Consider the following 14,119-nt stretch of genomic DNA (forward strand, 5'->3'; position numbering starts at 1 on the left):
TCCTCTCTCCGTCTGCGGAAGGGGCGGAGCGCCTACTCGTCCGCGAACGACGGGGCGCGTCGCTCGGTGAACGCTGTGATGCCTTCCTTCTGGTCGCGCAGAGCGAAGCCGGCCTGGAAGAGGCGGCGTTCGAAGAGCAACCCCTCCCCGAGGGCGCCCTCGAAGGAGCGGTTCACGGCCTCCTTGATGGCCGTGACGACAGGCAAGGAGTGCCGGGCGATCGCCTGAGCGGTGTCTCGCGCGGCGGCGAGCACGTCCTCGTCGGGCACGATCTGTGAAACGAGGCCGGCTGCCTGTGCTTCGGAGGCCGTGATCGGCTCTCCCGTCAAACACATTCGCATGGCCAGTGACTTTCCCACTGCCCTCGGCAAGCGCTGGGTGCCGCCTGCGCCGGGGATGATGCCGAGCAGCACCTCCGGTTGACCGAAGGTGGCGGTGTCTCCTGCCACGACGATGTCGCACATCATCGCGAGCTCGCAGCCGCCGCCGAGCGCGTACCCCCGGACGGCTGCGATCAGCGGCTTGCGCACCCGTTGGATGGCATCCCAGTTGCGTCCTATGTAGTTCTGCTGGAAGGCATCGCCGAAACTGAGCGGAACCATGGCCTTCACATCGGCTCCGGCAGCGAAGGCCCTCTCGGAACCGGTGATCACAACGACGCGGACCTCCGGGTTGGCGTCGGCGCGGGCCAGTGAGGCGACCAGGGCGTCGACGACGACGTCGGTGAGCGGGTTGAGCGGGTTGTCCGACGCCAGTTGGATCACAACGACGCCGTCCCTGAGTTCTTCCTTCACCGGGCTGTGGCTCATGGCTGACTCTCCCTGTTCCGAGGTGTGCTCGGCACGGGGCAAGCGGGCGTGGCCACAACCCCGTGCCGCAGCAGATCGTCCAATTCCCCCTGGCTGAACCCGTACTCGGTCAGTACGTTCAGGGAGTGCTCGCCAACCATGGGTGGCGGGGCGTCGGGCCGGTCCGGTGGCGGTTGTGAGGGGCCGAGGACGAATCCGGGCAACCGGACGCTGCCGGCGATGGGATGTTCGAAGGCCGTCTCGATCCGGCTGTCGGTGTATTCGGCCGATGCCACGACCTCGCTGTAGCTGGAGACGGGCGCGCAGAGGATGTCTCGCTCAGGGAGTACGGACAGCCAGTCCTCAGTGGGGCGCTGTTCGAACAGCACGCTGAGTAGTTCCCGCAGTTCGGATCGGTTGGCGACCCTGTCGGTGTTCGTCAGGAAGCGAGTGTCCGAAGTGAGGCCGGTGTCACCGAGGAGTTCACACAGGGCGGACCAGCGGTCCGGGTCGTAGGCGGCCACCATGATCCAGCCGTCCTTGGTAGGAAAAGCCTCGTTCGGTGCCGCATAGGGTGCGGCGCTGCCGATCTTCTTGGCGTCCGCGCCCGTGGCGAAGAAGGAGGCGTATCCGAGTTGCTGCAGCATGATGGTGGCGTTGTAGAGGCTGACGTCCAAGTGCTGGCCGCCGCGCCCGTCACGTGCCTGGTGCATCGCGCTGAGCACGGAGATGGCCGCCAGGTAGCCCGTCACCATGTCGGCAACCGGGATCTGTACTTTCGCCGGTCCCGACAGCGGTTCCCCCAATGTGCTCATCAGGCCGGAAACGGCTTGCATGATGCCGTCCACGCCGGGGCGATCGCGAAATTTCCCCTCGTGTCCGAAGGCCGAGATCGAACAGTAGATCAGCGCAGGATTCTCGCGAGAGAGCGACGCATAGTCCAGACAGAATTTCTGCATCACTCCTGGCCGAAAGCTTTCGACCACGACATCGGCGCGCCGTACTATTCTTTTGATGGCCTCAATTCCTGCCTCGGTTTTCAGATCTACGGCCAGGCTGCGTTTGTTCCGATTGAAGCTGAGAGAGACCACGCTTTCACCGTTCAGCCACGGCGGTCCGATCCGGCGGCCCTGCTCGCCCTTGAGTGGTTCGACCTTCACCACGTCGGCACCAAGATCGGCGAGTGTCATGGTGCACACAGGCCCCGCGACGATGTGAGTGAAGTCAATGACGCGCACTCCGCGCAAACTTTCCTGCGGCATGTTCGCACCCCTTTATCTCGTGTTCTCGCGAGAAGCTAAACCCAGGGGGCAATCCCTGTTTCCAGCAGGTTAACGGCGCACCCTCAAGCCCGGCAATCGACATTATTTAAACGACGATTGACTTTTTGTTAACGCATTTCTGATTCTCCGGGGTGGGTAATGGGCGGGGAAAATTCCCCAAGCTGTCGAGCTGGGGGCCTCACGGCAGCCGGCGGACCGACCACGGGGACCCGAGAGCGTCGGCCGTAGTCCGTGCGGATGCGCGATCCTCGTCCGCGACGACGGGCCCGAGGGCGACGGCTCGCCGGGAACGTCCGGCTCCCGTCCGTCCGCGTCGGACGTCGTTGTGCCAGGGTGCGGCCAACGACAACGATGGCATCGGCATGAACTACTGCGAGGTACCGACCGGTTGCCGGGCCACGACGAAGGGAGGGATCACCTGGGAGGGCCCGGGGTGGTACAAGATCAGTTCCGCTGAGACTGTGACCCTCAATGGCTACAGCTGTTCCGGCGGCGGTGCGTAAGGCCTGTGACGAAACGAGCTGATGCCGACCGCTTACCGGCGGGGACAGTGGCCGCGGCGTGACGGACGCACTGGTGAGTGAGGCCGGCGGTGAGCGCCGCCCCGGGTCGGTGGCCTCGGCCAGATCGGACCCTGACCAGGGAAGCCCACCTCTCCGCCAGTACGCTCGCGGAGGCCGCCAAGGGAGATCGGCTGCCCACGCTTGAGGTGACACTTGCCTACGTACGGGCGTGTGGCGGTGACGTCAGAGAGCGGAAGCGGCGCTGGCTCGCGGTGGAGAAGGCGCTCGCCGAGTGGTCGTCGGGAAGCGATGAGGCCGAGGCCGTTACAGCGCCCGGTCCTTATCCTGAGCTGGCCCCGTACGAAGAGAACGACGCGGAGCAATTCCTCGGCCGTGCCGAGGCGGCCGGTCACGTGTGTGCAACGGTGGTCGTGGAAGGGCCGAGCGGTCTGACCGCTGTCTTCGGAGTCCTCAATGGCACTGTTCGCCTCGGCGAGGATGCGGCCGGTCTCGACAAGCGCCGTATCGTGGCTGGTGACGCTGCTTCGATGGCCCGTCCAAATCTGCGTGCCGACTTGTGTACGACGCCGAGCACCTACGGAAGCACGTGGATGTAACCACGGCAGATACCGGCCGAGCGGCGGGTGTAAATGCGTTGAGGCTCGACGCCGACATCGGTCAGGGTGCGACGGTTGACTTGATGGAGCCGCATCCGCACGGAAGCGGCGGCGGAAGCGGAGAATTCAGTGGTTGCAGTGTCGGCCGCGTCGGGGGCTCTCGGACAGCGGGTCGTCGACCGGCTGTTGGCTCGGTGTCCCGCCGGTGACGTGACCGCCGTGGTTCGTTCTTTGGGCCGTGCTGTCGGGCTCAACGCCCATGTCGTGCGAACTTGCCACGGTGACTACGACGCACCGGATACGCTCGTGAATGCGTTCGAGGGTGAAACGGGCTGAAGTCGTAGGCCGTCGTCAAGCCGTCGATCATGACCTCGGACTCGTGGGACATCACCTGGCTCATCAGGTCGTTCGCTTCCGACCGATCGGCGTGGTACTGCCACACCGGCTTACCGAACGCTTTCGTGAACGCCTCCTCCCCGGTGCGTACCGAATGTGCCATCTCCCCCCGGGCCGGGTAGAGGAAGCCAAGGGTGTGCAGTACGAATGACCGCAGCGAGCCGGGTACGTCCGACCGCAGTACATTCGCTTTGGATGTCGTCGCGAACGTGCGCGGAGCGGTCGCGATGAACAAGCCGACGCTCGACAGCAGCCGCAACAGTCGGTACAGCGATGGCTCGTGTGCTCCGGTGGTCTTTGCAAGCAGGGTCGTGTCGGCGGGTCCACTGGCGAGGTGGTCGGCGATCCACATTTCCGCGGCCACATGCACTGCCTGGGTGGCGAGCAGGTTCAGTGCCATGTCGAACATGCCAGTGTGGTCGATGGCCAGGCCGTTCACGGGGAGGCTCCAGGGGCAAGTGAAGCGTCTGGAACCGCGATTGCTGATGCCGTGCGCAGGGCAGTGGCGAACCAGCGAACGTGCCGGGGCCGGTCGAGGTGTGTGCTCGCCGGACACGGCTACATATCGCATCCCTCTTCAAGGCTTGACGTTCTGTCTTCCTATCGGTGGGCTCGAATTCCGCCAGTGTCAATACCGCACGTTCCATGTTGTTGTCGCGCCGACCAAGTCGCCTACGCGAAGCCGCTCGGGACGCGCGTGCGCGGGTCGTGTCGATGTGCCGCACCGCGACGTGCGTTGCACCGACACGGCTACGTCTAGAACTGGTTGAGGATGGCTTCGAGGTTGCGTTCGCCTTCGCGTGTCTGCAGGCCAGCGGCGAGCAACTTGTGTGTCAGAGCGGAGGCGTCGGCGCTGAAGAGGGGGGTGAGGAGCGAGTTCTCGGTGCTGAGTCCTTCGAAGGTGATTGAGGTGGCCGCGGCGTTCACGGCGGTCTTGACCGCGGCGATGATCTTTGAGTCGAGGGCACCGATGCGTCGGGCGAGGGAGGCGACGAACTCATCGATTTCGTCGGCGGGAAGGGCACGATTGACCAGGCCGTATCGCTCGGCGAGTTCGGCGTCGACGAGCTGCGCGCCGAGGAGGAGCTCAAGTGCGCGTGCTCGTCCGATGAGAGAAGTCATGTACTGCGTGCCGCCACCACCAGCCATGATGCCCATGAGAACTTCGGGCTGCGCCTGACCGGCCTTGCCGATTGCGGCGAAGCGCATGTCGAGCGCCATCAGGAACTCGTTCCCGCCGCCTCGGGCGAGACCGGTGAGCTTGGCGATCGTGACCTGGGGAAGAGAGCGCACTTCTTCGTGCACGACCTGCATGAGGTTCAGGGTTGGGGGGACTTCGGCCTCGGGATTGGCGGCCATGGCTGCGGCACCGGCGGCGGCCAGGACGTCGGGTTCGGTGACGAAGCGCATGTCTCCGTGAGCGATGAAGAAGTCCGGGTCGGCGCTCTCGAACACGATGACCCGTACCTCTGCGTCACCGCGTACCTGGGCGACGAATCGGCGCAGTGACGGTAGCAGCGTGCCGTCGGAGAGGTTTAGCGGTGGGTTGTCGAGCGTGACGGTGGCGACGCCGGCGGTGACGGTGACATGGAGGGCAGGAAGGTCGTAGGCCATGGCTATTGCTCATTTCAGGATCATTGGTATTGGTGGAGCGTGCGCCGTGTAACTCATCCGCATGCCACTGGTGTTCGTGGTGATGCGCCTGCAGGCTCGTTGACCAGCGGTGCGGCGCCCGTGGGCTCGTACCCATCGAAGTCGGAGGGGGCGGCAGGAACAAGGAGCAGTGACGCTCAGCAGCGATCACATCGTGTGATAGATAATGACGATGGAGCTGAGAGCGCTGCAGTACTTCGTGACCGTTGCCGAGGAGTTGCACTTCGGGCGGGCGGCGCAACGGCTGAGCATCGTGCAGTCAGCGGTGAGCCAGCAGATCGCACGCCTCGAACGGGACCTCGGAGTCCGTCTGCTCGACCGGACCTCACGCAGGGTGCGGCTCACTCCGGCGGGCGCACGGGTGCTCGCTGCGGCGCGTGAGACCCTCGCCGCAGCGGCGCGTGTGCGGGTGGTCGCGGGGGAGCCCGCAACCCGTCTGCGCATCGGAGTGGCGTCGTGCGCCAACTCGCGGCTCGACCGCGCGGTCGGCCGCATGCGCGACCATGAACGTCCCGCCGAACCGGAACTGGTCGATCTGCCGGTGACCGCACGCCTCGACGCCGTCCGCGACGGCGAACTGGACCTGGCACTGGTACGAGGCGCGGTCACGTCCACGGCGGTGAGAGTGGTGCGCGCCTGGTCTGAGCCGCTGCACGCGGTGCTCTCGCGCGAACATCCCGCCGTGGGCAAGGCCGCGGTCAGTCTGCGCGACCTCGATCTGCACGGTCTGCGGCTCTTTGCCCGTGACAGCGACCCGCCGTTGCATGACGCGATCCTGGCCGCTCTGCCCATGGCTCCATCGCGGCCTCCCGTTGGGAACATGGTCAACGTGGTGTTCGAGGTTGGCCGGGACCCCAACGGCTGGACCCTGATGCCCGCCGAGCAACTGGCTGGAGCGAGCTCCGAAAGGGTGTGCCATCTGCCGCTCGTCCCATCGATGACCGTCGGCGGCCACATCGTCACATCACTCGTGACCCCCGAGACATGCGCGGCCTCGTATGCGGCGGCGTTCGCTGACTGAGGCGCTGTGAAGTATCGGCATCGCTGTGCGGCCGTGGGCACGTCCTTTCTCCGTCCCCGCACACCAGGAGAGTGGTGTGTCAGTCGCCGAAGACCCCGGTCTGGCGGGAGCAGGCGCATAAGGCAGTTGAGCGTGGTGGTCGCGGTGTAGCTGCAGCGGCCTGCAATCGCGATGCACTGCCGGCGATCGCCTTCTGCTGCCAGGGAGCGGAGGAGCCCGAGGTGGTCCTCGTGACCCGGCACGGGGAAGAGGATGAGCGACACGCCCTGTGTCCGTGGGACAGGACAGGCGCCCCACGCGATGCCGATGTCTCCGAGGTGCGGGTGACGTATCGTCTTGCCGCCGCTGATGCGGTCGCGGACGTCGTGACGTGCAACGACAAGGCCGTCTGCGACGGCGTGGCAGCGTTCCGCTGCGGGACCGTGCTCGCCCTGGCTGCGTTTCTGCGGTCACAGGGGACGTCGTGCCCAGAACAGCGCATGCCCGCCATCCCCTTCCGGGATGTGTTCCTCCTGCTCGACCGTCAGCCCCGCCTGGGTGATCCAGCCACGATTGGTGTCGGCGTCCGCGTGGCTCCACCACATGGCTACCCCGCTGTTGAGCCAGTTCTCGTCCAGGCCTGTCCACTCGTCCTGGCCGGTGCTGCAGAGAAACCAGCCACCAGGCCGGAGCCATGTTGCGATCTTTCCCAGGAGCGGAAGCTGTTCGTCCAGCGGAATATGAATCAGGGCGTAGAGGGATACCACGGCATCGAAGGATTCATCCGGGAAGTCCACCGATGTGGCGTCGGCCCGGATGAACTCGGCCTGCGGCACCAGTTTCTGAGCCCGCTGGATCTGGACCTCGCTGATGTCGACGCCGGTGAGGTGGTGTCCTGCCGCGACCAGGTCACGAACGAGGGGTACTCCGCTGCCGCAGCCCAGGTCCAGCACGGTGCTGCTCTTTCCGAGCCGCGCGTTCAGGCTGGCGATCCAGGACGGGTACTTCGTGTCCGAGCCGTACGCTTCGTCATAGCGTTGAGAGAGCGCGTCGTACCCGCGCCGAACCAGGTCCTTTGGATCTTCAGCAGTCACAGCCAGAACGCTAACGCAGTCAGATGCGCCCGGTGAATCCTTTTCGTCCATCGGCGGGGCGCTGGTCCTGCGGCCACTTCGGGTGTGGGCCGGGGGATTCGCCGGCTTCGGCTGATCCCTGTGCTTCCGTCGCTGGACGACGGATGCACGGATGGGTGCCGGTGTGGGCTCAGAGGGCCGGCACCGCCGCGTCCTTGTCGGTCGGGGCAGGTACGCCAGGCACCTATTCCGAATCACCGCCATCGTCCGAGCTGTCGTCGCTCCTCAAGCTCACCAACTGATCAAGATGGAGAAGCCTGATTGATAGCGCAAGAACCCGCGAAGTGTTGGACGTTGGTCTACCAGCTGACACACAGTAAGCTACTCGCCCCTGTGTGATGCAGTACGGCGGTAAGCCTCTTGGTTCGACAACATCGCTTCGGTGTTTTGTTGCGCCCAAGCGTAGACAGTAAGCAGCGACTCGACGAGGGATGTCCCCTGCTCGGTGAGCCCGTAACGGACCTTGACGACAGATCCAAATATTTTTGACTCGCGCTCTACCAGTCCGTAACTTTCGAGAATGCGCAGAGTCTGGGCAAGCATCTTCTTGGACACTCCCTCAATGCGTTTGAGCAATTCGCCGAAATAGTGCGGCCTGTCAGCCAGTGCGACAATGATCAATGAGACCCATTTACTTCCGAGCCGGTTGAGGATCTCCCTGGCCGGACAGTCAACTGTGAAGACGTCGGTCTCGGCCGCGTCGGCCAGGATGGGGTGGATGCTCATGGTGGTTACTCCAAAGTGCCCGCTACACACTCGGGCCGTGGTCTCCTACGGTTACCACACGCTCTCACGCACCCGGGATCGATCGACACCTGGACTCACGTGCCTGTTGAGCAGCCCCGGTTCGACAACCACTCCGGGTGCAAATGCAGCTGACCTCCCGAGTTCCAACGACACGCAGTTGGTCATGACAACTCGCAAGAAGAGGATATTCCCGCATGAAGCGATGGATCTTGCCTGCTGGCGTCATTGAGGCGTCCGGCCTCGTTCTAGAGGAAGCCAACGTCCCCGAGCCTGGCCGAGGCGAAGTCAGGATTAAAGTTGAGGCCGCGTCGATCAACTATCGAGACCAGCTGATCTTGACCAACTGGTACGGCCGCACTGAAGGCCGAAACCTCATCCCGCTGTCGGACGTTGCCGGCACGGTTGACGCTATCGGCGAAGGCGCCGACGCGTGGGCTGTCGGGGATCGGGTAACCAATACCGGCGTTCGCGGTTGGGAAGACGGAGTACCGGTCGACGATCTCGGCCTTGGACTTGGAGCGCTCGATCTGGATGGCGTTCTGGCGGAGTACATTGTTCTACCTGCGGACCACCTGGCACGTGCGCCACAAAACCTAGACGCCGCGGAGGCATCCACACTGCCGATAGCGGGGGGTACCGCGTGGAACGCAATGTTCGCCGACCACCCGATCGGCAAGGGTGGGTCGATGTTGACGCTGGGGACGGGCGGAGTGGCACTGTTCGCTGTCCAGCTGTGCGTCGCTGTTGGCGCTGACGCTCATGTGGTCGTACGTCGCAGTGACCACGTAGAAAAACTACGCGACATGGGGGTTGTGGACGTAGTCAACAGTGTCAACACCCCGGACTGGGCAGCTGAAGTGGCTCGTAGCACCGGTGGCGTCCGCAAGGTAGTCGACACGCTTGGAATGGGAATCCTGCCACAAGCCATGGAAGCAGTAGGTAAGACGGGCGAAATTGCGAGCGTCGGACTCTTCGAGCTAGACACAAAGCCACTCAGTCGTAGCCTCCTGGCAAAGCAGATCAACTTGCGTGGAGTGGCCGGCGCCAGTCGACGAATGCACCACAATATGGTGGAGTTTATCGAAAACCGCGATCTCCACCCGATTATCCACCAACGTTACGAATTCGGGGATGTTCCTGCCGCCTATCTGGCGCAAGCTGCCAGCGGCATCTTCGGAAAGATCGTGATTGAGATGCCCAGCTGAAAAGTCACCACTGACGAGCTCGTGCACTACACGCGGTGAGAAGTTGAGCCCGTGATGGTTGATCATGGTCGGGTGGTGGGGAACAGGACTCGTGGAGTGATCATCGACAACCGTCGCATCACGGGCCTGACGGGCGATGCGATCGCTGAACTGGTAACAGAGACAGGCCCGTTGTGGCATGAGCGTCACCGTCCAGGCCATCGCCAGCCTGCTGCCCCACCAGCAGACCGCAGATCTGCACTCAACACGACGGGCGTGAACACAGCAACCACCGAGGTTCTCGACGTCTCACCGTTTGTCGTGCACGGGCTCATTATCCGCGAAGATGCTTGCCGCGGATCCGATCGCGGAACCAGAGCCCTGATGGCCCCTGTCGGCCCGGCGCTTGATGTAATCGGCGCCGAGGGTAGCGAGAATGTCATGGGGTCGAGCCGCGTCGAGCGGCCAAGAGACCTGTGATGGGAGGGGGTTGGGGGAGTCTGTCCGCGTGCTCCGCACTGGGCCGAGACCCGATCGCGAGAACGACGGTCGGTTCGTAGTCCCCATGCTCTGCCGGGGCCGTCGTGACGCCGAGCAGGAGAAGCGGCGGTCGTGACGAGAGTGCGCCATGGGTGCGGGGTTTCGTGGCGCGTCCTGTCTGTCAGGGGCGATGACTGTGGTCGTTCGGGGGGTCGGCGCCCGCCTGGGTTCGCGGAACGGGGCTGTCTCGACGCCCAGTCACAAGGTTGGCCTCGTAGATGCCCGAACTCAACGTAACGAACGTTCTATGTAGTACTCTGCTGGTTGTCCGCACGGCCAACGCGGATGGGTGCAGGACGTGCGGGGGTGGGTGGCCGGGTGGAGGATGCCCGGCTCGCCAGTCGCACCCGTCGAGACTCCGGGTGTTGTCCGCGGGGCGCCGGGCGGTTGACGTGCGACTGGTGCCCCGCGTGGCGCCTGGCTGCGGATGTCGAAAGCGCGTCGGCCGGTCAGGCGGCAACTCCCGGCCGGCGCGTGTGCTCTCTGTCGCAAGCTGCAATGTGACTGACTGTCCTTCCGCGACATGCTCCACGACGCATGTATGTAATGTTCACTATAATGAGGTCATCATGGAGATTGAAGCCTTTCCCATACGCCTTCCCGAGGGCGACCTTCACGACCTGCGCGAACGCCTCGACCGAGTGCGGCTTCCGGAACCGGAGACGGTTCGGGACGGAACACAGGGCATCGGCGTGGAGCGCCTGCGCAGTTTGCTTGGTGCCTGGCACGGGCACGACTGGCGTTCCGTGGAGAAGCGCTGGAACGCGATACCGCATTTTCGGGCCGAGATCGACGGCTTGAATATCGCCTTCTGGCATGTCCGCTCTTCGGAACCTCATGCCTTCCCTCTGGTTCTGACGCACGGTTGGCCTGGCTCGGTGCTCGAGTTCGAAACCCTCATCGGGCCGCTGACCGACCCGGTCGCGCACGGCGGTTCCGCCTCGGACGCCTTCGACGTGGTGGTACCGGGACTGCCGGGCTTCGGCTTCAGTGAGCGGCCCCAGGAACGAGGCTGGAACCCGGGGCGCACCGCACGTGCCTGGGCGGATCTGATGACCGGGCTCGGATATGAGCGTTTCGGGGCGCACGGCGGCGACTATGGCGCGTTCGTCAGCACGGAACTGGCACTGCTGGTGCCGGAGCGGGTGGCCTGTCTGCACCAGACCATGCCGCTTGCCGGGCCTCTGCCGGAGGACGCCGCGACAGCCGACGAGGCGGAAAAGCGCATCGCCGGCAAGCGTGCCTCCTTCCTGAGGACCGGCCCCACTCACGTGATTGCCCAAGGCATGCTCCCGCAGACGCTGGGTTATTCCTTCGTCGATTCTCCCGCTGGGCTTGCTGCCTGGCTGAGCGAGGCGCTCGTCGGCTTCTCGGATACCCGCCCTGAAGCGGGGGGCGGTGTCACGCAGGCCCAGCAGTTGGACGATATAGCCTTGTACTGGTTCACCCGCACCGGAGCCTCCACCGCTCGTTGGTATTGGGAGGCAATGCGCTGGTCGCCGCGCAGCTCGGAGGAACAGAACGCGCGACCGGTGACCACACCCACGGCGTTCACGCTGTTCCCGGCCGAGCCCTTCCCCATCGCCCGTCGCTGGGCGGAACGCCGCTACCGGAACATCATCAGCTGGAACGAGATGGAGTACGGCGGTCACTTCCCGGGCCTGGAGCATCCCGACGTGTTGGTCAACGAGATCAGGAACGCCTTTCGCCTCGTCCGTTGAGGCCCCCGGCGCCGGTGTTCGGCCGATTCAAGGCATTCGGCGTCGAAGGGGCGCGGTTGACTCGTGCGTGACCCGTTGTGGACCGTCGCGCCCGCACGTCCGATGCGGCACCGCCAGCCAGAGGCCGGTGGAGAAGTTCGGTCATGATCCCACCGCAGAGACCGGACAAGGCCGGAACGGTGCCGCAGGAGAGACTGATCACCGCGGTCGAGGAGTTCATCGTCCAGCACGTCCTGCCGGTGGACGACGAACATGACGGCGACACGGATGCGGACGAGGGAGAGGCGCTGCGCCTCCGGCTCCAGGCCGGCGCCTTGAACGCGGCTTGCTGTTTCCACACGGGCCCGAGGAACACGGCGGTGTCGGCGTCGGCATGGTGCAGTGGGCCTGGCCTTTGCCGGTGGGGTCGAGGGGCATGATCGCCATGTAGACACATTGCAGGGCGGCCTGCTCGCTGGGTAAGTGACCGCAGGCCTTGACCTTCCGACGGATCCGGGCGTCAACCGACTCGATCGCGTGGGTGGTGCAGACGTTGCGGCGAATCTCGGTGCCGAACCGCAGGATGCCCAGCTGTCGTAGTTCATCTCTGAGCGGTTTCAACGACCGGCGGGCCTCGGCAATATGAACCCGTACGGTCGACTGTGTAATTCCCATCTCCTCGGCGACTTCGGGGGCTGGTCCGCCGCCACCAGCAAACGGGCCAAGCTCGTCCTCGGCGCCGTCGACATGGCGCTGTGGCGCCGGGACCGGGCCGGAACTCCCACTGGACCAGGTCTCGTTCATCATTCGGATGCGGGCAGTCAGGGGGAATTCAACTGGTCGTCGCAACACCTTGATCATGGAGGTCTTGGATTGGGCGACAGGGGAAGCTGATGCCGCAGGCACCGTCGGCGATGTTCTGGACAGCGCGCTCATGGAGTCCCAGATCGGTCTCTACAAGACGGAGCTGATCAAACCCCGCAAGCCCTGGCACGGCCTTGCTGACGTCGAACCCGCCACCGCGGAATGGGTCGACTGGTTCAACAACCAGCGCCTCCACTCGGCGATGGGAGACATCCCGCCCCACGAGCACGAGAGCCACCACCACGCTCAACACCATCCCCAGTCGGTCGCTGGAGGCGACGCATAGAGCCTCCACCGATCCCGGAGCGGTTCAGCCAGCGTGATCGCTGTGAATCGGTGCGTGGCGCGGGCGCGTTTCGCCGTGGTTCCGTCGGTCAGGCCACATGATGGCCGGATGAAGATCATCCCGCGTGCCTTCGCGCACGTCCGTCTTACGGTCACCGACATCGACCGTTCGCGCGCCTTCTACGAGGAGCTCTTCGACATGCCTGTCGCCTTCGAGCTGCCTCCGGACGCGGACGCCGAGAAGCGCGAAGAGCTGTCGTTCCTCTTCGGCGGCGTCATCTACAAGATCGGCGACTCCCTGCTCGGGCTGCGCCCGGTCGCCTCGGACCGCTTCGACGAGGACCGGGTGGGCCTGGACCACGCCAGCCTCGCGGTGAGCGGCAAGCAGGACTTGGAGGCCGCGGTACGCGTCCTGGACAACCGCGGCATCCACCACGAAGGCATCAAGGACATCGGCATGGGCTTCATCTTGGAGTTCCGCGACCCCGACAACATCGCCCTGGAACTCTTCGCCCCCGCTTCCTGAACCTGGTACGTCCTCCCGCCTCCCTCTACTCGCCTTCGTTCCCAGGAGTCGGTGCCTGGTCAGGGTCGGGTGATTCTTCTACAGGTGGACATCGGGCTCGGTCGACAGCGCGGCCCGCCCGATTCACTTGCTGGAGATGCTCCACGTGCCGTCGCCGGCCGCCGCGGTGTTGTCGCGGGCTGCCCACCCGGCGTCGTCGACCTTGAGGGTGGCTAAGAGATGGGTGGAGATCGCTTCGACGACTAGTACTGCAACGGTGCTTGGCGTGACTGCTGGCCAGTTCGCTTGGTGGTGTGGTTATGGGTCGGGACCATGGTGGTGTCAGGTTGTGGGCGGGTGAACTGGACTCTCTGCATGAGCGGTTCGTATACAGGTTCAACCGCGAGGAACTGCGTCAGTCGGCGCTGGCTTACATGCGGGGCCTGGTCGCCCCGCTGCAGCGCAAGAACGGCTGGACGCTGGCGGAGGAGGCCGGGCACGCGGGTCCTGATCGCGTCCACCCGTTGCTGAACAGGATCGAGTGGGATGCCGACGAGGTCCTGGACGACGCGCGTGAGTACGTCGTGGAACTTCATCGGACGGTCCCAGGTCGAGATCGAGCAGGCGCGCGCCGACTGGGCGACCGGGTCGCGGTTCGGCGAAGTGAAGGGCTATGACGGGGGCCCGCTCGCCGCACCGGCTCTGCCGCCCGTGCCGCTGAAGCCCCGGGGGCGGGTGCGCTGACCGGAGCGGACGCCGCCCTCGGGGCCCTGACCCCGAGGGCCCCCGCGGCCCGGCTCTGACAGCCCGGCCCCCGGCCCCTGGCGGCCCGGCTCCCGGGAGGCCGGTCCCGGCGGCTCTGCCCTGGTGTCCTGGATCCGGCGCCACGCGGCCCTGTGTCCCAGATCCAGCGGCAGGCGG

13 protein-coding genes and 3 pseudogenes are annotated in these 14,119 nt (G+C 65.0%); 9 read left to right on the top strand and 7 right to left on the bottom strand.

The annotated features are described in order from the left end of the window. Positions 1–32: 32 nt before the first annotated feature. Together C6Y14_RS27285 and C6Y14_RS27290 are read right to left on the bottom strand one after the other, a co-directional pair. On the bottom strand, positions 33–809 hold the full coding sequence (locus C6Y14_RS27285; RefSeq protein ID WP_107019469.1) for an enoyl-CoA hydratase-related protein: 777 nt from the start codon (positions 807–809) through the stop codon (positions 33–35). Next, on the bottom strand, positions 806–2,050 hold the full coding sequence (locus C6Y14_RS27290) for a CaiB/BaiF CoA transferase family protein (protein ID WP_107019470.1): 1,245 nt from the start codon (positions 2,048–2,050) through the stop codon (positions 806–808). The genes C6Y14_RS27285 and C6Y14_RS27290 overlap by 4 nt, the downstream gene beginning before the upstream one ends. Before the next feature lie 730 nt (positions 2,051–2,780). On the opposite strand from C6Y14_RS27290, the gene C6Y14_RS45230 reads away from it, so the two are divergent. Then, a complete protein-coding gene (locus C6Y14_RS45230; protein WP_225891307.1) occupies positions 2,781–3,191 on the top strand; it encodes a hypothetical protein in 411 nt (136 codons plus the stop codon). Between the two features lie 250 nt (positions 3,192–3,441). Here the strand turns inward: C6Y14_RS45230 and C6Y14_RS27305 are convergent, their stop codons facing one another. Then, a complete protein-coding gene (locus C6Y14_RS27305; protein WP_159074323.1) occupies positions 3,442–4,026 on the bottom strand; it encodes a methyltransferase family protein in 585 nt (194 codons plus the stop codon). 317 nt (positions 4,027–4,343) lie between these two features. Beyond that, positions 4,344–5,201: an enoyl-CoA hydratase/isomerase family protein gene (locus C6Y14_RS27310; RefSeq protein ID WP_107019474.1), complete on the bottom strand. Its 858-nt coding sequence runs from the start codon at positions 5,199–5,201 to the stop codon at positions 4,344–4,346. A 211-nt stretch (positions 5,202–5,412) separates the two neighbouring features. Between C6Y14_RS27310 and C6Y14_RS27315 the strand changes: the two genes are divergently transcribed. Beyond that, positions 5,413–6,261, top strand: a complete 849-nt coding sequence (locus tag C6Y14_RS27315; protein WP_107019570.1) for a LysR family transcriptional regulator — start codon at positions 5,413–5,415, stop codon at positions 6,259–6,261. Between the two features lie 449 nt (positions 6,262–6,710). Here the strand turns inward: C6Y14_RS27315 and C6Y14_RS27320 are convergent, their stop codons facing one another. Both C6Y14_RS27320 and C6Y14_RS27325 read right to left on the bottom strand, forming a co-directional pair. Continuing rightward, positions 6,711–7,334, bottom strand: a complete 624-nt coding sequence (locus C6Y14_RS27320; RefSeq protein WP_107019571.1) for a class I SAM-dependent methyltransferase — start codon at positions 7,332–7,334, stop codon at positions 6,711–6,713. 360 nt (positions 7,335–7,694) lie between these two features. Further along, positions 7,695–8,099, bottom strand: a complete 405-nt coding sequence (locus tag C6Y14_RS27325; RefSeq protein ID WP_107019475.1) for a winged helix-turn-helix transcriptional regulator — start codon at positions 8,097–8,099, stop codon at positions 7,695–7,697. A 215-nt stretch (positions 8,100–8,314) separates the two neighbouring features. Here C6Y14_RS27325 and C6Y14_RS27330 point away from each other — a divergent pair, with 215 nt between their 5' ends. The 3 genes from C6Y14_RS27330 (at position 8,315) to C6Y14_RS27340 (ending at position 11,565) form a co-directional block, all read left to right on the top strand. Then, entirely contained in the window at positions 8,315–9,325 is a 1,011-nt protein-coding gene (locus C6Y14_RS27330) for a zinc-dependent alcohol dehydrogenase family protein (protein WP_107019476.1), read from the top strand. 96 nt (positions 9,326–9,421) lie between these two features. Continuing rightward, the gene (locus tag C6Y14_RS45235) at positions 9,422–9,784 is read left to right on the top strand and encodes a hypothetical protein (protein ID WP_107019477.1); all 363 of its coding nucleotides are present in this window, start codon (positions 9,422–9,424) and stop codon (positions 9,782–9,784) included. 629 nt (positions 9,785–10,413) lie between these two features. Further along, a complete protein-coding gene (locus C6Y14_RS27340) occupies positions 10,414–11,565 on the top strand; it encodes an epoxide hydrolase family protein (protein WP_107019478.1) in 1,152 nt (383 codons plus the stop codon). A 387-nt stretch (positions 11,566–11,952) separates the two neighbouring features. Here C6Y14_RS27340 and C6Y14_RS27345 read toward each other — a convergent pair. Then, positions 11,953–12,126: pseudogene (locus tag C6Y14_RS27345) on the bottom strand (transposase); the annotation flags it as partial. A 277-nt stretch (positions 12,127–12,403) separates the two neighbouring features. On the opposite strand from C6Y14_RS27345, the gene C6Y14_RS27350 reads away from it, so the two are divergent. The 4 genes and pseudogenes from C6Y14_RS27350 to C6Y14_RS27365 all read left to right on the top strand — a co-directional run. Next, positions 12,404–12,694 (top strand): integrase core domain-containing protein, encoded by a 291-nt coding sequence (locus C6Y14_RS27350; RefSeq protein WP_159074324.1) that lies wholly within the window; start codon positions 12,404–12,406, stop codon positions 12,692–12,694. A 108-nt stretch (positions 12,695–12,802) separates the two neighbouring features. Beyond that, a complete protein-coding gene (locus C6Y14_RS27355; protein WP_107019480.1) occupies positions 12,803–13,219 on the top strand; it encodes a VOC family protein in 417 nt (138 codons plus the stop codon). Between the two features lie 299 nt (positions 13,220–13,518). Next, a pseudogene (locus C6Y14_RS27360) lies at positions 13,519–13,854 on the top strand (hypothetical protein); the annotation flags it as partial. Further along, positions 13,784–13,942: pseudogene (locus C6Y14_RS27365) on the top strand (pirin family protein); the annotation flags it as partial. The pseudogenes C6Y14_RS27360 and C6Y14_RS27365, both read left to right, overlap by 71 nt. Between the last annotated feature and the right edge of the window lie 177 nt (positions 13,943–14,119).

It is taken from the genome of Streptomyces dioscori (assembly GCF_003024195.1).
GTDB lineage: Bacteria > Actinomycetota > Actinomycetes > Streptomycetales > Streptomycetaceae > Streptomyces > Streptomyces dioscori.

Bases quoted from the DNA above. Each gene is read 5' to 3' on its own strand.
- C6Y14_RS27285 (WP_107019469.1), bottom strand. From the start codon at position 809: ATGAGCCACAGCCCGGTGAAGGAAGAACTCAGGGACGGCGTCGTTGTG.
- C6Y14_RS27340 (WP_107019478.1), top strand. From the start codon at position 10,414: ATGGAGATTGAAGCCTTTCCCATACGCCTTCCCGAGGGCGACCTTCAC.
- C6Y14_RS27310 (WP_107019474.1), bottom strand. From the start codon at position 5,201: ATGGCCTACGACCTTCCTGCCCTCCATGTCACCGTCACCGCCGGCGTC.
- C6Y14_RS27325 (WP_107019475.1), bottom strand. From the start codon at position 8,099: ATGAGCATCCACCCCATCCTGGCCGACGCGGCCGAGACCGACGTCTTC.
- C6Y14_RS27330 (WP_107019476.1), top strand. From the start codon at position 8,315: ATGAAGCGATGGATCTTGCCTGCTGGCGTCATTGAGGCGTCCGGCCTC.
- C6Y14_RS27350 (WP_159074324.1), top strand. From the start codon at position 12,404: ATGGAGGTCTTGGATTGGGCGACAGGGGAAGCTGATGCCGCAGGCACC.
- C6Y14_RS27355 (WP_107019480.1), top strand. From the start codon at position 12,803: ATGAAGATCATCCCGCGTGCCTTCGCGCACGTCCGTCTTACGGTCACC.
- C6Y14_RS27315 (WP_107019570.1), top strand. From the start codon at position 5,413: ATGGAGCTGAGAGCGCTGCAGTACTTCGTGACCGTTGCCGAGGAGTTG.
- C6Y14_RS27290 (WP_107019470.1), bottom strand. From the start codon at position 2,050: ATGCCGCAGGAAAGTTTGCGCGGAGTGCGCGTCATTGACTTCACTCAC.